Source organism: Ligaoa zhengdingensis (assembly GCF_014384885.1).
Classification (GTDB): domain Bacteria; phylum Bacillota; class Clostridia; order Oscillospirales; family Ruminococcaceae; genus Ligaoa; species Ligaoa zhengdingensis.
On record NZ_JACRST010000008.1, the window covers coordinates 78,891 to 101,557 of the forward strand.

23 protein-coding genes, 1 tRNA gene and 1 pseudogene are annotated in these 22,667 nt (G+C 51.4%); 14 read left to right on the forward strand and 11 right to left on the reverse strand.

Annotated elements, in window-relative coordinates:
- Window positions 1–16 precede the first annotated feature (16 nt).
- Window positions 17–1,507: a polyphosphate:AMP phosphotransferase gene (pap, locus tag H8711_RS07115; RefSeq protein ID WP_249282781.1), complete on the reverse strand. Its 1,491-nt coding sequence runs from the start codon at window positions 1,505–1,507 to the stop codon at window positions 17–19.
- A 351-nt stretch (window positions 1,508–1,858) separates the two neighbouring features.
- Between pap and H8711_RS07120 the strand changes: the two genes are divergently transcribed.
- Window positions 1,859–2,791, forward strand: a complete 933-nt coding sequence (locus H8711_RS07120) for a uridine kinase family protein (RefSeq protein WP_249282782.1) — start codon at window positions 1,859–1,861, stop codon at window positions 2,789–2,791.
- Window positions 2,792–2,920: 129 nt separating this feature from the next.
- Window positions 2,921–3,667: a LysM peptidoglycan-binding domain-containing protein gene (locus H8711_RS07125; RefSeq protein WP_249282783.1), complete on the forward strand. Its 747-nt coding sequence runs from the start codon at window positions 2,921–2,923 to the stop codon at window positions 3,665–3,667.
- Window positions 3,668–4,162: 495 nt separating this feature from the next.
- Here H8711_RS07125 and H8711_RS07130 read toward each other — a convergent pair.
- The 6 genes from H8711_RS07130 to H8711_RS07155 all read right to left on the reverse strand — a co-directional run bounded on the left by H8711_RS07130 (window position 4,163) and on the right by H8711_RS07155 (window position 9,249).
- Window positions 4,163–4,239, reverse strand: a tRNA-Arg gene (locus tag H8711_RS07130).
- 228 nt (window positions 4,240–4,467) lie between these two features.
- The gene (locus tag H8711_RS07135) at window positions 4,468–5,694 is read right to left on the reverse strand and encodes a recombinase family protein (RefSeq protein WP_249282784.1); all 1,227 of its coding nucleotides are present in this window, start codon (window positions 5,692–5,694) and stop codon (window positions 4,468–4,470) included.
- A gap of 70 nt (window positions 5,695–5,764) precedes the next feature.
- Window positions 5,765–7,378, reverse strand: a complete 1,614-nt coding sequence (locus tag H8711_RS07140) for a recombinase family protein (RefSeq protein WP_249282785.1) — start codon at window positions 7,376–7,378, stop codon at window positions 5,765–5,767.
- Between the two features lie 105 nt (window positions 7,379–7,483).
- A complete protein-coding gene (locus tag H8711_RS07145) occupies window positions 7,484–7,684 on the reverse strand; it encodes a hypothetical protein (RefSeq protein ID WP_249282786.1) in 201 nt (66 codons plus the stop codon).
- Between the two features lie 560 nt (window positions 7,685–8,244).
- Entirely contained in the window at window positions 8,245–8,736 is a 492-nt protein-coding gene (locus H8711_RS07150; RefSeq protein ID WP_249282787.1) for a flavin reductase family protein, read from the reverse strand.
- A 12-nt stretch (window positions 8,737–8,748) separates the two neighbouring features.
- Window positions 8,749–9,249: a MarR family winged helix-turn-helix transcriptional regulator gene (locus H8711_RS07155; protein ID WP_249282788.1), complete on the reverse strand. Its 501-nt coding sequence runs from the start codon at window positions 9,247–9,249 to the stop codon at window positions 8,749–8,751.
- A gap of 145 nt (window positions 9,250–9,394) precedes the next feature.
- On the opposite strand from H8711_RS07155, the gene H8711_RS07160 reads away from it, so the two are divergent.
- Both H8711_RS07160 and H8711_RS07165 read left to right on the forward strand, forming a co-directional pair.
- A complete protein-coding gene (locus H8711_RS07160) occupies window positions 9,395–10,801 on the forward strand; it encodes an MATE family efflux transporter (RefSeq protein WP_343274222.1) in 1,407 nt (468 codons plus the stop codon).
- Between the two features lie 16 nt (window positions 10,802–10,817).
- Window positions 10,818–11,945 carry an aldo/keto reductase gene (locus H8711_RS07165; protein WP_249282789.1) on the forward strand — a complete coding sequence of 376 codons (1,128 nt, stop codon included), beginning with the start codon at window positions 10,818–10,820 and terminating at the stop codon, window positions 11,943–11,945.
- An 838-nt stretch (window positions 11,946–12,783) separates the two neighbouring features.
- Here the strand turns inward: H8711_RS07165 and H8711_RS07170 are convergent.
- Window positions 12,784–12,942: pseudogene (locus H8711_RS07170) on the reverse strand (recombinase family protein); the annotation flags it as partial.
- A gap of 308 nt (window positions 12,943–13,250) precedes the next feature.
- Between H8711_RS07170 and H8711_RS07175 the strand changes: the two are divergent.
- The 10 genes from H8711_RS07175 (at window position 13,251) to H8711_RS07220 (ending at window position 19,526) form a co-directional block, all read left to right on the forward strand.
- Window positions 13,251–14,030 carry a DUF134 domain-containing protein gene (locus tag H8711_RS07175; protein ID WP_249282791.1) on the forward strand — a complete coding sequence of 260 codons (780 nt, stop codon included), beginning with the start codon at window positions 13,251–13,253 and terminating at the stop codon, window positions 14,028–14,030.
- A gap of 1 nt (window position 14,031) precedes the next feature.
- A complete protein-coding gene (locus tag H8711_RS07180; protein ID WP_249282792.1) occupies window positions 14,032–14,688 on the forward strand; it encodes a Crp/Fnr family transcriptional regulator in 657 nt (218 codons plus the stop codon).
- Between the two features lie 72 nt (window positions 14,689–14,760).
- Complete coding sequence (rbr, locus tag H8711_RS07185) at window positions 14,761–15,303, forward strand: rubrerythrin (protein WP_249282793.1); 543 nt, start codon at window positions 14,761–14,763, stop codon at window positions 15,301–15,303.
- Window positions 15,304–15,324: 21 nt separating this feature from the next.
- On the forward strand, window positions 15,325–15,699 hold the full coding sequence (locus tag H8711_RS07190) for a desulfoferrodoxin family protein (RefSeq protein WP_249282794.1): 375 nt from the start codon (window positions 15,325–15,327) through the stop codon (window positions 15,697–15,699).
- Between the two features lie 103 nt (window positions 15,700–15,802).
- Window positions 15,803–16,027 carry a ferredoxin-thioredoxin reductase catalytic domain-containing protein gene (locus H8711_RS07195; RefSeq protein ID WP_302492119.1) on the forward strand — a complete coding sequence of 75 codons (225 nt, stop codon included), beginning with the start codon at window positions 15,803–15,805 and terminating at the stop codon, window positions 16,025–16,027.
- 12 nt (window positions 16,028–16,039) lie between these two features.
- Window positions 16,040–16,243 carry a 4Fe-4S binding protein gene (locus H8711_RS07200; RefSeq protein ID WP_249282795.1) on the forward strand — a complete coding sequence of 68 codons (204 nt, stop codon included), beginning with the start codon at window positions 16,040–16,042 and terminating at the stop codon, window positions 16,241–16,243.
- Window positions 16,240–16,818 (forward strand): 4Fe-4S binding protein, encoded by a 579-nt coding sequence (locus H8711_RS07205; protein WP_249282796.1) that lies wholly within the window; start codon window positions 16,240–16,242, stop codon window positions 16,816–16,818. Before H8711_RS07200 ends, H8711_RS07205 begins: the two co-directional genes overlap by 4 nt.
- 28 nt (window positions 16,819–16,846) lie before the next feature.
- Window positions 16,847–17,167, forward strand: coding sequence for a thioredoxin (gene trxA, locus H8711_RS07210; protein WP_249282797.1), 321 nt, complete (start codon window positions 16,847–16,849; stop codon window positions 17,165–17,167).
- Entirely contained in the window at window positions 17,164–18,858 is a 1,695-nt protein-coding gene (locus H8711_RS07215) for an FAD-dependent oxidoreductase (RefSeq protein WP_249282798.1), read from the forward strand. The genes trxA and H8711_RS07215 overlap by 4 nt, the downstream gene beginning before the upstream one ends.
- On the forward strand, window positions 18,855–19,526 hold the full coding sequence (locus tag H8711_RS07220; RefSeq protein ID WP_249282799.1) for a GTP pyrophosphokinase: 672 nt from the start codon (window positions 18,855–18,857) through the stop codon (window positions 19,524–19,526). The genes H8711_RS07215 and H8711_RS07220 overlap by 4 nt, the downstream gene beginning before the upstream one ends.
- A 67-nt stretch (window positions 19,527–19,593) precedes the next feature.
- On the opposite strand, the gene H8711_RS07225 is transcribed toward H8711_RS07220, so the two are convergent.
- The 3 genes from H8711_RS07225 to H8711_RS07235 form a co-directional block, all read right to left on the reverse strand.
- Window positions 19,594–19,992 (reverse strand): recombinase family protein, encoded by a 399-nt coding sequence (locus H8711_RS07225; protein WP_249282800.1) that lies wholly within the window; start codon window positions 19,990–19,992, stop codon window positions 19,594–19,596.
- Window positions 19,989–21,596 carry a recombinase family protein gene (locus H8711_RS07230; RefSeq protein WP_249282801.1) on the reverse strand — a complete coding sequence of 536 codons (1,608 nt, stop codon included), beginning with the start codon at window positions 21,594–21,596 and terminating at the stop codon, window positions 19,989–19,991. The genes H8711_RS07225 and H8711_RS07230 overlap by 4 nt, the downstream gene beginning before the upstream one ends.
- Window positions 21,597–22,667 (reverse strand): recombinase family protein (locus H8711_RS07235; protein WP_249282802.1); only part of this gene is annotated, 1,071 nt, incomplete at its 5' end. It abuts the gene before it with no gap.

A 22,667-nucleotide genomic window follows, 5' to 3' on the forward strand; every position in this document is an offset into this window, starting at 1 on the left:
GGGGGCTTTTGATCTGTCAAACGCGCGCTTTGACGGCGTCGATAAACGCCTCCATCGCTTTGATGCGGGCAAACTTTTTGTCCTGCGACTCCACGATCGTCCAAGGGGCGAAGTCGGTGGAGGTCTCGCGCAGCATGTCGTTCACCGCCACCTCGTACTGATCCCACTTCTCGCGGTTGCGCCAGTCCTCATCGGTGATCTTCCAGCGCTTCTCCGGGGTATTTTCCCTGTCGTTGAACCGCCGCAGTTGTTCGTCCCGGTCGATGTGCAGCCAGAATTTAAGCACGATCGCTCCCCAATCGCACAACTCCCGTTCAAACTCATTGATCTCTGCAAATGCGCGCTTCCACTCCGCTTCGGTACAGAACCCCTCGATGCGCTCCACCATCACCCGGCCATACCAGCTTCGGTCAAAGATCGCGACATGCCCGTCCTTGGGCAGCGCCTTCCAGAACCGCCAAAGGTAGTGATGCGCCAACTCATCCGGCGTGGGCGACGCGATCGGCACCACCTCATATCCGCGTGGGTCCAAGCCAGTCACCAGGCGGCGAATGTTGCCCCCCTTTCCAGCTGCATCCCATCCCTCGTACACTGCTACAACGGGGATGCGCTGCCGGTACAGCTTGTTATGCAGGTCGGCTAGGCGCTTCTGGTCCTTTTTGAGCAGATCCTTGTATTCTACCGGGTCGATTGCCATATCCAACCGGACATCCTCCAGCCGGGGCACCTTCACCAGCGGATAGCCGGACGGCCGCGTCTGAACGGGCGGGGCAGGCGGGTTCACCTTTGCCTCATCCGCGGCCGCGATCGCTTCCCGGATCGATTCCACCAGGACACGGTAGATCTCCGCCATGGCGCAGTTCTTGTCGTGGCTCGGCACGATGTGCCACGGTGCGTTGGGGGTGTTGGTACGCTCCAGCATTTCGTCAAACGCGCGGCAGTGCTTGTCGTAATGTTTATTGCGCTTCCAATCCTTGTCGGTGACCCGCCAGGCGGTATCCTTGTCTTCCGCCAGGCGTTCCAGCCTTTTTTTCTGATCCTTTTGGGAGATGTGGAGGAAAAATTTTACGATCAAATAGCCGTCGTCGGTCAACTGGCGCTCAAACGCGTTGATATTGTCCATGCGGCGATAGGTCTCCATATCGCTGAGACCCTTCTCCACCCGCTCGACTGAAACCTCGGGATACCAACTGCGGTCGAAAATTGCAATGCGGCCGCGCGCCGGAATACGGCACCAATGCCTCCACAAAAATGGATGGCGCCGCTCCTCATCAGTCGGATCGAGAGTGGACATCACCTTGAAGTTGCGCGGATCCAGATTGAGGATAACATCCGCGATGATGCTCCCCTTACCGGCCGCGCCCCAACCGTCAAACAGGACGATCACGGGAATTTTCCGCTCCTTTAGGCTGTGCTGAAGCACCGATAGATCGGCTTTAAGTGCCCTGGTCATCTGTTTATATTCCGCATCGATCATGGTTTTTTTCAGATTGATCTTTTCCAGCATGGTCAATTCCTCCCTGTCGTCGAGTTCTGTTTTTTCTATTTTATCACAAAATTCAAATGACAGCGAGAATAATTTCAATGAATATCCAAAAAAACTATTAATATTGTTGATAATCTACTAATTTTTCATAAAGGTGTTACCATTCTTGACCGCTTCACATTTACCGTGGCGCGAAACAATGCTATAATAACCGTATCCCAAATATCTGTACCATTCGGCCAGCGCGCTTTTCGTCTGATCCTCCATAATCGCGCAACCGCTTGATGTGGCATTTACGGCTGAGACAGCGCATAATGGTTACACTAGAAACCTACCCCTCGTCAGACGACGGTTTGGATAAGGAGGCCCCTTATGAAATTGTATCGCATGGAAGAAGCAAACCTGCGTTTAAACCAGGATGCCGAGCAATTTGCCGCCTGGGCGGAATCGGTCTACGACAAGCAGATTGAGCAGACGGCGAAACAGATCACCCGCACGGCGAAGGAGCGCCCGGTTATCCTGATCTCCGGCCCCTCCGGTTCGGCTAAAACCTCGACTGCGCTTCGGCTGGAGCAATTGCTGGACAACTGGGGGCTTGAAACACACACCATTTCGATGGACAACTACTTTAAGGGAAACGCCGAAGAGGGAACGCCGGTGGATGAAGACGGCAACCTCGATTTGGAATCACCACAACGGCTGGATATCACACTGCTCAACCAACATCTGTATCAGATCGCCCGTTGCGAGCCGGTTGAAATCCCCTCGTTCGATTTCTCAGCACAACGGCGTATCGAAAGCGCGACACCCTTGCACCGCCGGCCGGGCGAATTGGTGATCTTGGAGGGGATTCACGCGCTCAACCCGGATGTAACCGGCAAATCGGCAGATTTTTCAACTGGAATCTATGTGAGCGTCCGCACCAGGGTGATGGACTCCAGCGGCGCTCTGTTGCATCCGGAAAAGATCCGGTTGCTGCGGAGGCTGCTGCGTGACAGCCTCTACCGCGGGCAAAGTTTCTTGAATACCATAACACGCCTCAAAAGCGTCTCTCGCGGCGAAAATCTATATATCATGCCGCACAAGCATCGTGCGCAGCTCTCTATTGACACATTTCTGCCCTATGAGCTGGCGGTCTACCGTGATGAACTCCTAATCGGATTGGAGGAGCTCGGCCGTTCCCGCTTAGCACAATATGGGGTGACCGACGTGCTGGACTTTTTGCGGCAGTCATCCGCATTCCCCAAAGAGGCGGTACCGCCCCACTCGATCCTGCGGGAATTCATTGGCGAAGCCGGGTTGTGACAGCTACCTGCTGTTTGTAATTCATCAGCTCTGTCAAAATTCTGAGCAACCGTCCCTGAGTATCTGGCCTGCGCCAAAAACATTCCCATAGCATATGATGATTGTAAAAAAGCTAGAGGAGTGAATTCCATGTACTGCGCAAATCAGTTATCATATGTCATTCGCGAAGGGGATAATCTATATCAGCTTGCCAGATACTACCAGACAACAGTTCCTTCTATTCTCTCCCAAAATCCCAATCTTGATCCGTATAACCTCCAAATTGGAGCTTCAATCGTCATTTGCCCAGGTGAAAACTTTGCTATGCATCCAACCAATCCACCGACTTGCCCAAATCCCACCCAACAGATCGCCCTCATCAACCATATGCGGCTTGTCTGGCTTCAGCACGTGTATTGGACACGTATGCTGCTGATCAGTATTGCAGACCGGTTGCGGGATCAAAGCGCTGTCACCAACCGCCTCTTGCAAAATCCAAATGATATTGCCGATATTTTTTCCAACTATTATTCGGCGGATGTTGCCAAATTGATCGCACAGCTCTTAACAGAACACCTGCAAATTGGTGCAGCTTTAATTACGGCCTTGCGCGACGGAAAAACGACGGAAGCAAATAACCTCAATCGCCAATGGTATCTCAATGCTGATAAAATGGCGGACGCATTTGCCAGCATCAATCCCTATTACCTCCGGGAGGATGTGCGCAAAATGCTCTACGATCATCTCAAATTAACCACACAAGAGGTTGCGATGCGTCTTGCGGGGAACTACACAGCGGATATTGAAGCATTCCATAAAGTGGAACAAGAGGTTTTGTCGATGGCAGATTACTTCACCTCCGGCCTGATGCGGCAGTTTCCCCAAAAATTCAACTGATATCAAGGATCTGTTTGCACCTAACCCGTACATTATCTATCACAATATTCGTACATTTTTCTGGACGCGATGATTTCCTGAAACGGATGGAGCACAACCTGATCAACCGTTTCAGTTATCTGCTCCCGAAAACATAAAAGGAGACCTCTCTTATCCCAATAGACAAGAGAGGTCTCCTTTTATGGAACGACTGATAGCAACAACAAACCATCGTGAGCGCGCCCCTGATTTTTAATAAAAAAGCCGAAGCAAACTTTGTATCGCTTGCTTCGACTTGCAAAGGCCGGTTAAAACCAATATTTTCTTGATAGCGGAAAAATGCCGCGTCTAGGGCGACCCTTCCAAAAAGCTGGTGGCAGCAGCAGAGGATTGATTCAGCGGCAGGCCGATAAGGGGGTGACAGGAAGATTTTTGAGCGGTCAGCGAGGAAATCTGACATCAATAGGAGGATAATCCCCCTATGAAAAAAAGCGAAAGCATATGCTTTCGCTTTTTTGGCGTGCCTGGAGGGACTCGAACCCCCGACCTACTGGTTCGTAGCCAGTCACTCTATCCAGCTGAGCTACAGGCACATTCTCTGTCTCAATTGACAGCTTAATTATAATATCACAGTTGATTTAAAAAGTCAATAGATATTCCTCAAGAAATAGCAAACTTTTCTATTCTATCCGTCTAGCAGCAAGAAAAGAGCCATCCCATTTTCCAGCGTTTCATAGGGACAATTTGTGAACCTACCCCAATAAGTTAATATTTGTTCCTGTGGAGGGAGGCTGTGTTTCGACACAGCCTCCCTTTTCTGTTTATGCGACCTCGTCAGGGATTTTTTCCGCCATAGCATCAGCCATGCTATGAGGCAGTTCGTCCACCAGACCGATGTCACGGTAGTAGATGCGTACCTCCTGCGGCGCTGTGCGGGAGTATTTCTCCGCCCGCTCTCCAACCTCCACCCGCTTGATAAAGATGTGCAGGATCTCAGAGGTCAGCTCCGGGATCTCAGTATACCGCTTGGCATTCTCGATAAACCGGGCAATGTTGGAGCTGGAGTCCTTCAGTTCCCGAAGCCGCGCTTCCATGGCAGGTAGTTGCTCCTGAATTTCTTTCTGTTCGGCAGTGTACTCCTGAGACAGGATGCGGTACTGCTCGTCCGGGATGCGGCCAAGAACACTGTCTTCATAGAGCCGCTTGAACAGCTTTGTCAGTTCAGTCTGCCGCTTCTGCATGGTGTCGATCTTCTTCTGGAGCATCACAATCTCCTGCTGTGCTTCTTTGCCCTGCTTCTTTCGGATGTGTTCCGCAAAGCGCATCTCATTCTGACGGGCAAAGTGTGTGACGCGGCGGATGTCATCCAGAATGATGGCGCTGAGTTCCTGCTCCCGAATGTAGTGACCCGAACATGCGTCTTTGCCTTTCTTCTTGTAGGTGGAGCACATGAAGTTGTTCTTCGCCGCATCCATCGTGTGCGCCCGATGCAGTACCATCGTGCCGCCGCAGTCCATGCAGTAGACCAGTCCAGAGAAAATATTCTGTTCGGCCATGTTCGCTCTGCGCCGCTTGTGCTTGCGGATATCCTGCACGATCTCCCAGGTCTGCTGCGTGACGAGTGCTTCGTGGGTGTTCTCGAAGCGAAGCTGCTCAGACTCCGGACGGTCGATACGCTTCTTGTTCTTGAAAGACACTGTGGTGGATTTCAAATTGATGGTGTGGCCCAAATAAGTCTCATCCTCCAGAATGCCGGCGACGGTTTTCGTCGACCAGTTGTACGGCTGGGTGATATCCACTCCGGTCAGTTCCACGCCGTTCTTCTGGTAGTAGTGATAACCAGGCGTAGGGATCTTGTCTTTCTTGAGCTGCTTTGCGATCTGGGCAGGACCCTTTCCGGAAACGCAGAGGTCGAAGATATACCGCACCACCGGAGCAGTCTCGGGGTCAGGCACCATGTGCCGCTTGGGATCTGACGGGTCTTTCATATATCCGTAGCGTGGTCTGGAGGCGACTCTGGCACCGGTTTCGGCCTTGAGACGAACCACAGAGCGGCCTTTCTTGCTGCAGTCCTTGGCATAGAACTCGTTAGACAACCTCGAATAAAGAATGACAGTTTCATTCCTCAATATAGCCTACAAAGTTGTAGTAGATGTGAATATCTCGTTCCTCGTGACCGTCCACCGTATGGCGTTCGCTGATCTCAATTTTCTGGATCAGCCGCACCAGCGTGGGACGGTCCAGTGTTTCAAGCTGGGCGTAGTCCTGCATCATATCGAGCCATGCGTCCACGGACTTCTCACTCTCCCGGCTGGCGGCAAGCTGCTCGGTCAGTTCCCGGCTTCGCTCCTGCTTTTCTTTGCGCTCGGCCTCGTACTGATTGAGCAAATTGATGCAAACGCTCTCCGGGATGCGGCCCATGACCTTATCCTCATAGGCGGCCTGAATCAGTCTATCCAGTTCCGGCAACCGCTTGCCAATGGCGTTCAACTCCGCTTGCAGCGTCCGGGTTCTCTCCATGCTGGCGGCGTGTTCTCTTGCGAGAAGCTGTTCCCGCAGACCCTCCCGGCTGTTCTGCGCCCATAACGCCTTGCAGCGAATATCCGTCAGCACCACCTGCACCAATACCTTTTGGTTGATGTAGTGGGACGAGCAGGCATTCTTGCCGCCAGACATATAACGGTTACAGGCATATGCCCTATATTCAGATTCCCCCGATTTTCTCTTTCGGTAATCCCGAAGATACCGCATAGAGGAACCGCAGTCCATACACCGCAGCAGACCGCCAAACAGAGCGATTGTCCCACTTTTTCCGCTGCGCCCTCTGGCCGGGTGGTTGTCCATCCGCTGCACCGCATCCCATGTTTCCTGCGAAATCAGCGGTTCGTGAGTATGCTCTACCCTGATCCACTCGCTCTCCGGTTTACTGATTTGCTTGTGGTTTTTGTAGGACACTGTACCCGTCTTGTTCTGCACCATATGACCAAGATAGACCTCGTTGCGGAGGATGGTTTTCACCGTCACATCGTTCCAGCAGGGTGTTTCACCCCGCAGGTTCTCCCGTCCCTCAGCCATATAGTAAAAGCTTCTGGGAGACGGGACTTTTTCTGCGTTGAGCTGCAAGGCAATCTTGCGAAAGCCGTAGCCCTGCAAGCGTAGGTCAAAGATACGCCGTACCACCGGAGCAGTCACCGGATCGATCTCAAGGATATGCTTATCCTCCGCGCTCTTGCGGTAACCGAGGGGCGCATAGCAGCCCACATACTTCCCAGATTTGAAGGTGGATTGCTTCACCGCCTTGATTTTGCTGCTGGTGTCCCGGGCATAGAGGTCATTCATGACATTTTTCAGAATCACCAGCATTTCATTGTTTTTGCGGATGGTGTCAACGCCATCGTTGAGTGCGATGAAACGGCAGCCGAGGGACGGGAACACAAAATCCGTATATTTGCCAGCCTCAATGTAATCACGGCCCAGCCTGCTGAGATCCTTGCAGAGTACCAGATTGATTTTTCTGTCCGTTGCGTCCTGCACCAGCCGGTTCAGCCCCGGACGGTCGAAGGTTGTCCCGCTCACGCCATCGTCACAGTAATAGTCGTACAGCGTCCAGCCCTGCTCCCGCACATACCGGGAAAGCATTTCTTTTTGGTTTTCAATGGACACGGATTCCCCGGCCCGCTCATCGTCGCGGCTCAACCTTGCGTAGATGCCGACCATATAATTTTCCTGCATATTCTTTCTTTAACCTCCCGAAATGCAGTGCGTATGGCAATCAGAAATCATGATTTTATTATACCATCGCACCGCCGAAGATTCCACTGGGCAATCTGCCGGGATTCATGCCTCCCGGTTGATTTTTTCCATAGAGAGTGCGTCCAGCACCTCGCCCATCTGCATTTCCTCCGCAAAAAAGCTGCGGACATGGTAGACCGTCCCGTCCTCCATATATAAGTCCAGTTGGTCAGGCAGACACAGCTTCTTCCTGCTTGGACAGGCTGCTGGATGACCACCGTCCAGCCTATTCTTTTCTTGTGCCATCGGAACACCCCCTTCACTTTACAACGGACATTTTCTCGAAGAAAAACAGGGATGAGAACAAAAACTTTTGGGGGCTGCGCAACTCTGCGGAGTTGCGGAAACCACCGATGGGAAGCAATTCCTGCGGAATCACTTCCCATCAGCGGTTGAAATGGGGGAACGGTATTCAGGGGGAGGCGCGGCAAGGCCGGGAGTACGATACGAGAGAATAGCAAGCTAATCCGGTGGGTACCCACACCGGAAAATGAGCAGTTCACCCCTGCGGCCTGTTCGCTCATTTTGTTATTGGGGAAGCCCCACGCCCCTTTCATGTCCGAATTGAAAGTATTTCCTGAACTTTCTTAAAAAGCACTTGCCTATATTCGCTTTACTGATTATTTTTCTCAGTCCTCTTTCATGAGGCATTAAAGCCGAGCGTAGAGCATATCTCATTCAGCCTTTCCTGGGGTTCCTCCATGTTCGTCTGGAGCAAAGATTTTGGCTTCATAAGGCAATAAAAATAGTGCTAACAAAAAACGCTGATACATCCGAACATAGGATGTACCAGCGTTTTTATCAAATTAAAGCGTTGCAATTTTGCTGAAATCCAGATTACCGTTTTCATCCAGCCATGCTTCATCGCAATGCACCGCCTCCACGCTGCCAAGGAAGAAGTTATGGTCGCCGCCGGTTTCAATCAGCTTGATCACCTTGCATTCGGCGGAAATGGGGCAGTCATCCAGCAATGGGGCTTTTACTTTGGAACCCTCTGTCCACTTGAGATTCAAAGCGACAAACTTATCCTCGTCCCGGCCGGACTTGGTGCCAAGATAGTAAAATGCCTGCTCAAATCCTTTGGTGGGAATGTTGATGGCAAATTCGCCGGATTCCTTGATCAGCTCATAGGAATAATGATCCGGGACAATGCCGATCATCACCATCGGCGGATTGGCGGAAACATTGCAGGCAAAGCCTACAGCCAACGCATTGTTTTTGCCGTTCTTTCCCCGGCAGGACACAAGCAGATTGGGAGTGGGGAAAATAGCCATTCCCGAATTGATATTCTTTTTCATTTTGTGACCTCCTTATTTGTTTTCTTCCATATCATCAAGCTCCGCAGCCTTTCCCGCTTCAACGCAGGCTTTGGAACTTGGCAGGCTTCTGAAAATGCGGATAAGCTCGTCCAGACTGTGGCCGAAGTCCTCTAAATCCTGTTCGCTCATTTGCTCCAGCAGAGGCAGGAAACAAGCTGCGTTGTGGGATAGGAAGTGTTCCGTGTATTTGTTCGCTTTTTCTGTCAGCTTTATTTTAACAATGCGCCGGTCAGCCGGATCATCGAAGCGTTCTACTAACTCTTGCTCCACCAGTTTGTTCACCATTTTCGTCATCTGATGCTTGGGAACTTTTGTCCATACAGCGATTTGTGACATAGTAGCGGAACCACCCGCCCATTCAAGCGTTTTCAAACAATAGTACATTTCAAGGCTGACGCCCTCGTCTAATAGCTGCTTGAACGGCTTTGATATCTGATAGTTCCACGCCGGTAGCAGGGACAACAGCTTTTCCTGTATTTCTAAATATTCCATATCGACACCGCCTTATAAGATAGTCCTGATAGTGTTACCCTCTTGATTTTTTGTTGCATTTATGCTACTATTTTAAAAAGCAACTGTATCATTGATGCTATTATGTACCAGATGCAGCGAAAAGTCAAGTCAGGAGGAACATAAATTGCAAAAAACAGAAAATCCAATGGGGTATCAATCCATCTGGCGGCTACTGGCTTCTTTTTCTGGCCCGGCTATTATTTCCACGCTGGTATACTCTGTCTACAACATTGTGGATCAGATCTATATTGGTCAGGGCGTGGGCTATCTCGGAAACGCCGCCACAACGGTGACATTCCCCATTAACACATTAACATCTTCGATTGCCATGCTGGTATCAGCGGGTGGCAGCGCCTACGCGGCCATTCGGTTAGGGGAGAAGCGTGAGGAGGAAGCGGAACGCACTCTGAGCAATATGTTACTGACAGCACTGGGGATTGGACTTGCTTTCATGGCAGTGTGTCTGCTCTTTATCAAACCGCTGTTGCGGCTTTTCGGCGCTACGGACGAAATCATGCCCTACGCAATGGACTATGCGCCCATCATCCTCATTGGCACACCGGCTATGATGGTGGCAAACTCATTGGCATATATGGCCCGGACGGACGGGGCCCCGAAGATTTCCATGTTCGGAACGATTTTAGGTGCGGCGCTCAATACGATTTTAGACCCGATTTATATGTTTGTGTTCCATTGGGGGGTTCGGGGAGCAGCCATTGCCACGATTACTTCTCAGTACATATCGGCGGTTGTACTGTTGATTTATTTCATCCGAAAGAGCAAAAATCCGCTGCATATGCGACTGAAACGGGAGTATTTGAAGCTGGATTTCAGACTGACCGGAAGCTATGCAAAGCTTGGTATTTCCACCTGTGTAACACAAGGTGTGGGAGCCGTCATGCAGACGATCATGAACAACTCCCTGCGCTACTATGGCGCGCTCAGCCCCGTGGGCAGCGAAGTCGCGATCAGCGCGGTGGGTGTGGTCACAAAGGTGGCAATGGTCATGTCTACCTTCGGCATCGGTATTGCCAGCGGTGTCCAGCCAATTTTTGGCTTCAACTGGGGTGCGGGGAAATATGACCGGGTGTACGAGGCGTACAAGAAAGCGGCATGCTCTGCGGTGCTGGCTATTTTTGTTATGTGGGTGGTGTGCCAGAGTTTCCCGGAGGCAATTCTTTCTCTGTTCGGCGATGAGGATGCAGCGTTTACAACATTTGCGGTTCATGCTCTGCGGACGATCCTGCTCTTTACTTTCCTCGGCGGATTCCAAAATGTCTCCGTGAATTACTTCCAGTCCACAGGACAGGTGATGAAGGCCACGACCCTCTCTCTGCTTCGTCAGCTCTTGATCCTGGTTCCCATGCTGTTGATCCTGCCCCTCTTTTTGGGATTGGATGGTGTGCTCTACGCAACGCCGGTTGCTGACGCCTGCTCTACAATCGTGGTGGCATGCTTTATGATACCGGAAATGCGGCGGCTGAAGAAAATGATTCAGAAAAACGGTTCAGCAAATCAAATTCAAATATAAGAATGGAGGTATTTCTATGAACCCTAAAAAACTTGGCTTCGGTTTGATGCGTCTGCCGCTGGTGAATCCGGCTGATATGACGAAAGTGAACTATGCCACGCTCTGTCAAATGGTTGACCGCTATATGGAAGAGGGCTTCAACTACTTCGATACGGCAAATCCCTATCACGGCGGCGGCAACAGCGAGATTGCGTTCCGGGAATGCATCGCAAAGCGGTATCCCCGGAACAGCTACACGATTACCAACAAATTGAGCTTTTTCATTGTCCAGAAGGCAGAACAGTTAGAGGACTTCTTCGCCGGGCAGTTGGAGCGGTGCGGCGTGGATTATTTCGACTATTATCTGCTCCACTCTATGAACAAGGACTATCTGGAACTGGCGGAGAAAATCGGCGCGTTTGACTTTGTGCAGAAGAAAAAAGCGGAAGGAAAAATCAAGCATATCGGCTTTTCCTTCCACGACACCGCTGATGTTCTGGAAGATTTCCTGACCCGGCACCCGGAAATGGAGTATGTTCAGCTCCAACTCAACTACGCCGACTGGGAAAATGTGGAGGTGCAGTCCCGGAAGAATTATGAAACTGCTGTCAAATACGGCAAGCAGATACTGGTAATGGAGCCAGTCAAAGGCGGAATTTTGGCGAGTGTCCCACCCGAAGCGGAAAAATTGTTGAAGGTTGCGGAGCCAGATATGTCCGTTGCCTCATGGGCGATCCGGTATGTGGCGTCGCTGCCCAATGTGGCAATGGTGCTGTCCGGCATGAGTAATGTGGAGCAGATGGAGGACAACCTTTCCTATATGTCCGACTTCAAACCTCTGACAGAGAAAGAGAAGCAGCTTGTGGAGCAGGTTGCCCAGATTATCATTTCCAAGGAGCGCATCGCCTGCACCGGCTGTCGGTACTGCACCGATGGCTGTCCGCAGAAAATCGGTATCCCCGATTATTTCAAGCTGATGAATGACATCAGTAAATTTGGCGACAGACAGGTTCAGGTATCCCAAAACTATTATAATCATTACACCGTCACTCTTGGCATGGGCAAAGCATCCGCTTGTATCCAGTGTGGACAATGCGAGTCCCACTGCCCGCAGCACTTGCCAATTATTCAGTATTTGAAGGAAACGGCGGAGATGCTTGAATAGAAGTCGGGGTAAGATTGTGCTGAGGCAAGCGTGGCGATATATCGTTTGGAGCAAGTGTTGTTGTATGGTGTTCTGAGATGGAGATAATTTTTCCCCAGCATGGTCAGCATGAGCCGGTCTGTAAAAAGGTTCGAAAATTGCCCTTTATTCCGTCTCACAGCGGCGATACGGATGATGCATGAAAATCATACCGGCTGATATGCAGATGAAGTTTACAGGGCAAAAATCTTTGATCTTCGACTTTTATTTTGACAGTTAATCCATCCTATCTATCCATCACTCCGTAACACTGAAAAGCAGCCAGCAGAATGGCTTTTCTCCGCGCCCTCTTGATTGATAGATGGATAATTTATAGAGTCAGTAATTGCTTCTTTAGTAATTACTTGATTAGTATTTATTTGCGTGGGCTTTTCCGATAACGGTTTTCCCGTTGACAGATTCCCCGTTATCGGGTTTCCCGACAACGGATAGGCCAACAACGGCAAACGGTGCCTTGCTGAACGGCTGCTAAGCGGCAGCATAAAAAGGGTGGAAAATCGGCCTTTATTTGCGCTCTGCTCCGTTTTGCTGGCTGAATGGGAAAACATACAGCCAGCACTTTAAACGCCGCTTACAGGCGAAAAAATCTCTGTATTTCAACCCTTATCACGACACTCAATCAACCTATCTGACCATTCCCGGCTTTTGCAAAGAAAATGCTGCTGGAATCAATTCCGACCACCTATGAGAAAGGCTACATTCCGATGAGATGGATCACCCAGTCATCGGAATGTGGCCTTTATGATTTTTGATTGCCTGCACCGCTGTTTTTTCTTGTCATGCTTTATGCAAGGTTGTAATTCATGATATTCCGGAAGGGTGTGAAATCGTTGGTGGACTCGTATAGGCTGTCTACTCCGTCGTTGACGGCGATGAAGCGCACACCGTAGCTGGGAAAGATGAGCTCGGTGTACTGACCCACCTGAAGATACTCACGGCCCAGACGGGACATGTCTTCTTGTGTCAAGTAGGGACTAAAAAAATTTTGAGAATTTACAAGCCGTTCATAGGCGGACAACCATCCGTGAACGACTTGCATGTAAACTAAACTCATAATGAATCCAAGCAAATTCATCATGCCCTGCGAAGTTCTGTCAAATGTAGATAATCTGACAATACGATCATGGCTTACATGTAGCATTCGACTCCGAATATCAACCAGCTCCACATGTGGACGGAAATTGCAGCGGCTTTTGAAAAGGATATTGCTTTTTTCTGCCCGGTGTGTTATAATCGGTATATACCGGAAACAAAGGGGGCGTATCTATGCCAAGACCGCCACGGTGCCGTCGGATTTGTGGCGTACCACAAGTTGATACCTTCTGCCCTAACGGGTGCGAGAATACCGAGCCGATCCTGCTGACGCTGGACGAATACGAGGTCATCCGGCTGGTTGACTTGGAGCAGCAAACCCACGAGCAGTGTGCCGCACAAATGGACATTTCCCGCTCTACCGTGCAGGAGATTTACGAAGTCGCACGGCGCAAGATCGCAGCGTGTCTTGTCCACGGGAAACCGCTGCACATCATCGGGGGAAACTACCGCATCTGCGGAGGACAGGAGGCAGCCCACTGCGGCCGTTGCTGCCGGATGCAGAGAGCCAACACAGAAAAATCCAACAAAAAATGCAAAGGAGATTCCATTATGAAAATTGCAGTTACCTATGAAAACGGTCAAATTTTTCAGCATTTCGGTCACACCGAACAGTTCAAGCTTTATGAAGCTGCGGACGGCAAAATCACTCATGCGGAAGTTGTTGATACCAACGGCAGCGGTCACGGCGCACTGGCAGGCTTCCTGATGCAGCACGGCGTGGACACTTTGATCTGCGGAGGCATCGGCGGCGGTGCGCAGGCAGCACTCGCCGAAGCGGGCATCAAGCTCTACGGCGGTGTCAGCGGGGACGCTGACGCAGCGGTGAGCGCATTGCTCAGCGGAAATCTGGGCTACGATCCCAATGTTCACTGTGACCACCATGACCATGAGCACGGCGAGGATGGGCACACCTGCGGTGAACACGGCTGCGGCAATCATAGCTGCCATTGATATGGAACGCACACTGACACAACTTCCGTTCTGGTCATCCTTGACCGAACAGGAGCAAGAAACGCTGCGCCGAAGTGCCTTCGTCCGTCATTATGAAAAGGGCGCGTTCATACACAGCAGCGACAACGAATGTCTTGGAATGCTGTTCGTCCTTTCCGGTGAAATTCGCACCTATCTTCTCTCCGAGGAAGGGCGAGAAGTCACATTGTTCCGGCTATATCCGGGCGAATTATGCGTGCTTTCTGCCTCCTGTGTGATCAGTCAGATCACCTTTGATACGCAAATGACCGCGGGAATGGATACGGAGGTTCTGATTATCCCTGCAAATGTCATCGCTGCACTCAAGGAGAAAAATCTTCATGTCCGCTGCTTCCTTTATGAGTTGGCAACGAAACGGTTTTCTGATGTGATGTGGGCGATGCAGCAGATCATGTTCAAGGGATTGGACCGTCGGCTGGCAGAATTCCTCCTTGCCGAAGCGGAGCGTACCGACTCCGACACGATACGCATGACCCATGAGCAGATCGCCCAGCACATCAGCTCGGCGCGGGAGGCGGTGGCACGGATGCTCAAAGGCTTCTCGGAGGACGGGCTTGTGGAGCTAAGACGAGGCGCAATCACGCTGCGGGATAAGAACAGCCTAAACCGCTTGAAATAATGTGACTTTGTTACAGAATGGAATCATAATTCCGATATAATGAAAGCAGAAAAACTGAAAGGAGCATCGACCATGAAAGAATCGAAATACGCAGGTACCCAAACCGAAAAGAACCTGATGACGGCCTTTGCCGGTGAGTCCGAGGCACGCAACAAGTACACCTATTTTGCATCCAAGGCCAAGAAGGAAGGCTACGAGCAGATTGCGGCGTTGTTCCTCAAAACTGCTGACAACGAGAAGGAACATGCCAAGCTGTGGTTCAAGGAGCTGAACGGCATCGGCGACACCGCCGAAAATCTTCTCTCCGCCGCTGAGGGCGAGAACTACGAGTGGACGGATATGTACGACGGCTTTGCCAAAACCGCCGATGAGGAGGGCTTCCACGAGCTGGCACAGCGTTTCCGTCTGGTCGCTGCCATCGAAAAGCACCATGAGGAGCGTTACCGCGCCCTACTGCGCAATGTAGAGACGGCGCAGGTCTTCGCCAAAAGCGAGGTCAAGGTGTGGGAGTGCCGCAACTGCGGTCACATCGTCGTGGGCGAGAAGGCCCCGGAGGTTTGCCCCGCCTGCAACCATCCCCAGAGCTATTTTGAAATTCACGCAGAAAACTATTAAAGAAAGAAAAGGAGAATCATCATGGAGCAGAAGTTTTACATTTGCAAGCATTGCGGCAACATCATTGCCAAGGTCAAGGATACGGGCGTTCCCGTCATCTGCTGCGGTGAGCCGATGAGCGAGATCATCCCCGGCACCACCGACGCTGCCATGGAGAAGCATGTCCCTGTCTGGACAGTTGAAAACGGCATCGTCCATGTCAAGGTCGGCTCCGTGGAGCATCCCATGCTGCCGGAGCACTACATCGAGTGGGTGTCCCTCCACACCAAACAAGGCAATCAGCGTAAGGAACTGCATCCCGGCGAAAAGCCCGAGGTCTGCTTCGCTCTCTGCGAGGGCGACGAGGTCGAAGCGGTCTACGCCTACTGCAACCTCCACAGCCTGTGGAAAGCATAATTCATCCTCTTAAAAATCCGGTGCTGAAAAAAGCACCGGATTTTTTTATCAATGTAACCTCGTCACATAAAAAAGATTTGTCCTGCGGTATGATAAAGCCACAATCAAGAAAGAGGTGGCAAACATGAAAATCAAGCTCAATCCCGATCAGGAGATTGTCAATACCATCCGGGAAGGACTCAAGCGCACCGGTGGATACTGTCCCTGCCGCAGGGAGCGCACAGAGGCGACCAAATGTATGTGCCAGGAGTTTAAGGATCAAATTGCAGATCCGGGCTTCGAGGGATTCTGCCACTGTATGCTCTATTACAAATCCTTGCAGGATTAAGGGAGGAACGCTATGCTGTCAAAGAAACTGGCCGCCATAGATAAGACACGGTGCGTCGCCTGCGGCGTGTGTGAAAATACCTGCCCCATAGGGGCCGTCAAGGTGCGCCGTGGCTGCTATGCCGCCGTGGAGGCGGAACGCTGCGTAGGCTGCGGCAAGTGCGCGAGGCTCTGTCCCGTGGGCTGCATCGAGGTGAAAGCGAGGGACGAGGCATGAAGAAAGCAAAACATTTGTACGACTATTTCTGGGTCTACGCCATCATTTATTTTGCGCTGGGCTTTTTCAATATCCTGTTTGCATGGCTGGGCATGATTGATTTTCTTCTGCCGCTGTTCTTAGCCATCTTTGGCGGGAACAAATTCTTTTGCAACCACCTCTGCGGACGGGGTCAACTGTTCAGCAAGCTGGGAACTGACCTTAAATGCTCCCGCTGTAAGCCAACGCCCCGTTGGATGTCCTCCAAGTGGTTCCGTTACGGCTTTTTGCTCTTTTTCCTGACGATGTTCGGCAACATGGTGTTCCAGACCTATCTGGTCGCTGCCGGTGCTGCTTCCCTGCGGGAGGCCATTAAGCTGTTCTGGACATTCCGTGTGCCGTGGGGCTGGACTTACACAGCCGGTACGGTCGCTGATTGGGTGGCGCAGTTCAGCTTTGGCTTTTATAGCCTCATGCTGACCTCTCTGCTGCTGGGTCTGATCGTTATGGTGCTCTACAAGCCCCGCACATGGTGTGCGTTTTGTCCAATGGGAACCATGACGCAGGGTATTTGCAAGCTGAAAAACAAAGAATAAACAAAGATAACAGAAAGGAGCCTTACTCATGGCTGAACTGAAAATTACTGCTGCGAATTTTGAAAATGAGGTACTGCATTCCGACAAGCCCGTTTTGCTGGATTTCTACGCCGACTGGTGCGGACCGTGCAAAATGCTCTCTCCCATACTGCATGAGCTTGCCGAAGAAAAAAGCGGTGCGCTCAAGGTGGGCAAGGTCAATGTGGACGAGCAGATGGAGCTGGCAATGCGTTTTCAGGTATCCAGCATCCCGATGCTGGTCGTATTCAAGGACGGGAAAGCCGTGGCCAAATCCGTGGGCTACCGGCCTAAGTCGGAGATTGCCGCAATGGTGGAGGGCGCAAGATGAAAGTTGTAATCGTAGGCGGTGTGGCGGGCGGTGCTTCTTCCGCCGCACGCATCCGCCGTTTGGATGAACACGCGCAGATCATCATGATCGAGCGCAGCGGCTATGTATCCTATGCCAACTGCGGTCTGCCGTATTATGTGGGCGGTGTGATCAAAGATCAGGAAGAACTGACACTCCAAACTCCGGAGAGCTTCTGGGATCGTTTTCGCATTGATGTGCGGGTCCGGCAGGAAGTAACTGCGATCAATCCCGCAGAGAAAACCATTACCGTCCATGCACTGGACAGCGGAAAAATCTATACGGAAACCTATGACAAACTGCTCCTTGCCCCCGGCGCAAAGCCGACGGTTCCTGCGCTTTCCGGCGTCAGCAACAAGCGTGTTTTCACGCTGCGCACCGTGGAAGACACCCTCCGCATTCGGCGCTTTGTAGAGGATCAGAAGCCGAAAACCGCTGTTTTGGCTGGCGGCGGCTTTATCGGTCTGGAAATGGCGGAAAACCTTGTGGAGATGGGCGTTTCGGTCACCATCGTTCAGCGTCCCAAGCAGCTATTAGCGCCACTGGATGCGGATATGGCGAGCTTTGTCCATGCGGAAATGCGCAGACACGGCGTGGCTCTGCGGTTGGGTGAAACCGTCACCGGATTCCGACAGGACGGAGATTCCGTGCTGACACTGTTGGAAGAAAGTGAGCCACTGCATTCGGATATGGTGCTGCTGGCCATCGGTGTTACCCCGGATACGCATTTGGCAAAAGAAGCCGGACTCAAACTTGGTATTCGTGGCAGCATCGCTGTCAACGAGCGGATGGAAACCTCCGTGCCGGACATCTATGCTGTGGGCGATGCCGTAGAGGTCACCCATTTCGTGACCGGGCAGAAAGCATTGATCTCTCTGGCGGGGCCTGCCAACAAGCAGGGACGCATTGCCGCCGACAACATCTGCGGCGGAAACAGCCGCTTTCACGGCTCTCAGGGCTCGTCTGTTCTGAAGCTGTTTGGCTTGACAGCGGTCTCCACGGGGATCAACGAAAAGGCGGCGCAGGCAGCAGAAATCGCTTACGACAAAGTCGTATTATTCCCGGCATCCCACGCTACCTATTATCCCGGCGCACAGTCTATGGCAATGAAGGTACTGTATGAAAAGGAAAGCCTGCGGCTGCTCGGTGCGCAGATCGTTGGCGGCGAGGGCGTGGACAAGCGCATTGATGTACTGGCAACGGCCATTCGCGCAAAAATGACAGCTTTGGAACTGACGGAGCTTGACCTTTCCTATGCGCCGCCCTATTCCTCTGCCAAGGATCCGGTCAATATGGCCGGTTTTATGATCGAGGATTTGGAGAGCGGGAAAGTGCGGCAGTTCCATTGGAATGAGGTTGAGGACTTGCCTTACGATGGCAGTGCGACGCTGCTGGACGTCCGCACGGCGTGGGAGTATCAGCGGGGGCATCTGGACGGCTTTCGGAACATTCCCTTGGACGATCTGCGGGAGCATTTGGACGAGTTAGACCGGGACAAGCCTGTCTATGTGAATTGCCAGACAGGGCTTCGCAGTTATCTGGCCTGCCGCCTTTTGACGCAGTACGGCTTCACCTGTTCCCATCTCTCCGGCGGATACAGTTTTTATCAGGTCGTAACAAAAGAGCAGCAGACAGCGCGGAGCGCCTATCCCTGCGGAATGGAGAAGCTATGAGTGAAAATCTATTTGGTTTGACGGTTGCGGCAGATAAAGGCTTGGATGATCTGCAATGCCAGCGCCTTTTAAGCGAAAATCGCAGGTATCAGGAAGTCATGCTGCAATACCGCTGCGCACTGAAAGCACTTGAAAGCAGGTTGGAAATTCTGAACGAAGAGTTTTCATTGCAGCATGACCGCAATCCGATAGAAAGTATGAAAAGCCGCTTGAAGTCGCCGTCCAGCATTATGAACAAGATGCAGAAGCGCGGACTTCCTCTGGATTTTCCGACCATGCAGGCAAATATCATGGATGTTGCCGGTGTGCGTGTGATCTGCTCTTTCGAGGAGGATGTGTTCTTTTTGGCAAAGTGCTTAAAAGACCAGTCTGACATTGAAATCATCACAGAGAAAGATTATATTTTACACCCTAAGCCAAATGGCTATCGCAGTCTGCACCTGACGATCCGGCTGCCGGTATTCTTTGCGGAAAAAGAGATCCATGTGCCGGTGGAGATACAACTTCGTACAATCGCTATGGACTTCTGGGCAAGCCTTGAGCATACCATCCGCTATAAGAAAAATCTGCCGATAAATACTGAAATCGAAACCGAACTGAAAGAGTGCGCCGATTCCAGCAGAGAGTGGGATGGTAAAATGGAGCGTCTTTTGCATCTCTTAACATAATGCAGTAAGTGTAAGTATAAAAGGACAAGCATCATTTTAGGTGCTTGTCCTTTTGTGTTCAGTTACATCATCCGAAGTGTTTCGGCGCCTTTGTGCGCCGTTTCTTATACGCCGTCTCAAACGCCTCCATCATTGGAGTGACCGGAAGCTCGTTGTCAGGCTTGGACAGATACTCGAACCGTATGCCATTCTCTCTGAACTTTCGCTCAAATCTCATGAAAGAGGAAGTGTCGCGGCTGATCCGTGAGGTGTCACGGGTGAGAATCGTGCCGATGCCCTGACGCTTGGCTTCATTCAGCAGGAAGTTCATGATGCCTTCCGTATGGACGCCGGAGATGCCGTCTGCTGCCACCGCAGCAGCTACCTCATAGTCCTTATCCTTCGCATAGTGCTCCAGCTCTTCACGCTGGCTTGCTGCCGCAAGCTGATCCGCACAGGCAACGCGGATATAAAGAAATACTTTCATTTGGCTTCTCCTTCTGATGTAGTGAGGAAGTCCTTGAACTTCCAGACGATTTCTATGTTGTCAAGATCGTAAATGTAGACCGCAGAAATGAATGCGTGGGTCAGCTCATAGGTCAGAGCTTTGCAGTCGGCGTATTGTTCGCAGACCGCATCCAGCTTTTCATCTGAACAGGAGGTCTCGGAGTCAAGCTCCTTCATCCGCTCGTGACTGCGCTGAATTGTTTCATCGTTTTCAGCGATCTTCGCATCCGTTACCGCCTTCTGCTGAATATATGCTTCCTTCGTGATGCTTCCGGCTGCATACTTCTCGTAGAGTCTCAGCTTCGACGCCTTGTGCTGCTCGTTCTGCTTTTGAAGAATCCGGATTTTCTCAGCACATTCCTTGATGGCTGATTTCCGTAGATCACCGACCTCTCGATTTTGGACTGATTCCTTCTGTGCCAAAGCGAGAAACTGAGTAAGGGCATGGAAGACAACCTTCTCAATATCCATTTCCGGAAAGCTCCTGCCAACCGGACAGTCTGTGTTTCCGTTGTTGACCGAGTGAATGCACTGGAAGTATCGAATGCCAGCCTTATTCTTTCGGCGTGTCATAGCACGTTTACAGTTACCGCAGCGGACGAGTCCCTTGAGCGGATAGTCATGCTGCTTGCGCGTGGGATTCCGTCCTCCACCTCGAATGACCATCTGAGCAAGCTCAAAGTCTTCCTTGCTGATAATAGCTTCATGCGTACCTTCTACGATAATCGGCTCATTGACAACACGCTTTTTTGAGCCAACACCGCAGGACTTCATTTTGAGGCTGACCAGCGTTCCGGTGTAAACAAGGTTTTTGAGGATGTTGTAGACCATCACGGTTTCCCAACTGATTTTCTCGCTCATGTTACTGAACTTCTTCTTGTCGGGATGCTTGTTCTTGAAGTATTGCCCCGGCGTCGGGATGCCGTCATCATTCAGGCTGCGGGCAATCTGAGAGGTGTTGTTGCCTTCCAGAGCCTCGCGGAAGATACGACGGATCACATCAGCCGCCTCCGGGTCTACGGCAAGTTTGTTCCGAATGGTGGGATGCAGGACGTAGCCGTATGGAGCGTAGCCACCGACATACTTGCCTTGCTTCATCATCTGGATTTTTGCCGATGTGGTCTTTACGGAGAGGTCTTTGCTGTATGCCGCGTAGATGATGCTGCGCATAACCACTTCCAGACCGCCCGTTGTGCCTTTGTAATCGTCGCTGTCATAGCCGTCGTTGATAGAAATGAATCGGACGCCCATGAACGGAAAGGTGCATTCCAGATAGTTTCCCGTTTCGATGTAGTCACGAGAAAAGCGGGAAATGTCCTTGACGCAGATCAGATTGATTTCGCCGTGCTTGACCTTCTCCATCATCTGCGTGAACTGAGGACGGTGAAAGTTCGTGCCGGTATAACCGTCATCCGCAAACTCAGACCGCTGACAGCCTGACAGTTCCGGATGATTGTCAAGAAAGCGATTGATGAGCATACGTTGGTTGCCGATGCTGTCACTTTCCGCTTTGCTTCCATAGCCGGTATCTTCATCAGCCATTGAGAGGCGGATGTAGATGCCGATGTTGTATTCCTTGCTCATTTACATCGCCTCCTGCACTTCTTTGATGCTCTGAACGGTCAGAGCGTAAATATCGCCGTATTTCATGACCAGCTCGATTGAGCCGTCCTCATGGACTTTCACAAGCTCTACGGACTCGTCAACTAACTCCTGAGAGAGCTTTTCTGCACCGCTGACAGATTTCATCAGTGTGAGCCACTTATTGTCCTCGGACATCGCTTCGGCAAACTTTACCTTCCGCTGAACTGCTTCATCCAGCCGCCGGGAAAGGTCGGCATACTGCTCATCGTAGGCTTTCTTCGCAAAGGCGTATTCCTCTTCATCGAGAATGCCTTCCGTGAAGTCCTCGTAGAGCCGAGTACGCTTCTTGGAGATGCCGCTGAGTTTCAGATTCAGGCTTGTAATGAGCGCATTCTGCTGATCTCGGATGCTGCGTTCGCCTTCGCTGTTTCTCAGTTTGGCAAGCAGCTTGTCGTAATTGAGAGCTGCCTTGACTTGAAGCTGGATCGCCGCAAGCACATCGGCTTCGAGCTTATCCTGCCGCGTATAGTGCGGCGTACAGAGGTTGCCGCGTTTGACGGATGAGCTGCATTCATAGAAGGCATACCACGCGCCGTCCTTGCGTTTATCAACGCGCTTGCGATGGAAGTAGAGCTTTCTGCCGCAGTCTGCACAGACGATTTTGTCTTCAAAGAGATTGATCAGCGTAGCGCGGATTTCTTCCGTGCGCTCCATCTTCTCAACCCTTGTCCTTGCAGCGGCGTTCCGCATTTCTCGCACCTTCTGGAAATCCTCACGGGAAATAATCGCCTCGTGCGTATTGGGAAAGACGATCCATTCCTCGCGGTCGATGTGCTGATTCTTGACGCCCTTGTAAATGGCGTTCAGCGTCCGTCCGAGAACGGTATCTCCGACGTAATGGGGATTATCCAGAATGGTAGTCAGTGAAGACTTGTTCCAAATCTTCTTTGCAGTAGCATTGCCTGTGCGGACGCCGACCTGATACTTCTGAAACTCCGGATTGGGCGCGTTCATTGCATCAAGCCGGTCTGCAATCGCAGGAAGGGACAGCCCTTCAATCTTCCATTGGAA

Coding starts and splice junctions, on each gene's coding strand:
- H8711_RS07180 (WP_249282792.1), top strand. CDS start 14,032: ATGGAACGCACACTGACACAACTTCCGTTCTGGTCATCCTTGACCGAA.
- H8711_RS07215 (WP_249282798.1), top strand. CDS start 17,164: ATGAAAGTTGTAATCGTAGGCGGTGTGGCGGGCGGTGCTTCTTCCGCC.
- H8711_RS07150 (WP_249282787.1), bottom strand. CDS start 8,736: ATGAAAAAGAATATCAATTCGGGAATGGCTATTTTCCCCACTCCCAAT.
- H8711_RS07220 (WP_249282799.1), top strand. CDS start 18,855: ATGAGTGAAAATCTATTTGGTTTGACGGTTGCGGCAGATAAAGGCTTG.
- H8711_RS07200 (WP_249282795.1), top strand. CDS start 16,040: ATGCTGTCAAAGAAACTGGCCGCCATAGATAAGACACGGTGCGTCGCC.
- H8711_RS07145 (WP_249282786.1), bottom strand. CDS start 7,684: ATGGCACAAGAAAAGAATAGGCTGGACGGTGGTCATCCAGCAGCCTGT.
- rbr (WP_249282793.1), top strand. CDS start 14,761: ATGAAAGAATCGAAATACGCAGGTACCCAAACCGAAAAGAACCTGATG.
- H8711_RS07205 (WP_249282796.1), top strand. CDS start 16,240: ATGAAGAAAGCAAAACATTTGTACGACTATTTCTGGGTCTACGCCATC.
- H8711_RS07155 (WP_249282788.1), bottom strand. CDS start 9,249: ATGGAATATTTAGAAATACAGGAAAAGCTGTTGTCCCTGCTACCGGCG.
- H8711_RS07120 (WP_249282782.1), top strand. CDS start 1,859: ATGAAATTGTATCGCATGGAAGAAGCAAACCTGCGTTTAAACCAGGAT.
- H8711_RS07190 (WP_249282794.1), top strand. CDS start 15,325: ATGGAGCAGAAGTTTTACATTTGCAAGCATTGCGGCAACATCATTGCC.
- H8711_RS07140 (WP_249282785.1), bottom strand. CDS start 7,378: ATGCAGGAAAATTATATGGTCGGCATCTACGCAAGGTTGAGCCGCGAC.
- H8711_RS07175 (WP_249282791.1), top strand. CDS start 13,251: ATGCCAAGACCGCCACGGTGCCGTCGGATTTGTGGCGTACCACAAGTT.
- H8711_RS07230 (WP_249282801.1), bottom strand. CDS start 21,596: ATGAGCAAGGAATACAACATCGGCATCTACATCCGCCTCTCAATGGCT.
- trxA (WP_249282797.1), top strand. CDS start 16,847: ATGGCTGAACTGAAAATTACTGCTGCGAATTTTGAAAATGAGGTACTG.
- pap (WP_249282781.1), bottom strand. CDS start 1,507: ATGCTGGAAAAGATCAATCTGAAAAAAACCATGATCGATGCGGAATAT.
- H8711_RS07225 (WP_249282800.1), bottom strand. CDS start 19,992: ATGAAAGTATTTCTTTATATCCGCGTTGCCTGTGCGGATCAGCTTGCG.
- H8711_RS07165 (WP_249282789.1), top strand. CDS start 10,818: ATGAACCCTAAAAAACTTGGCTTCGGTTTGATGCGTCTGCCGCTGGTG.
- H8711_RS07125 (WP_249282783.1), top strand. CDS start 2,921: ATGTACTGCGCAAATCAGTTATCATATGTCATTCGCGAAGGGGATAAT.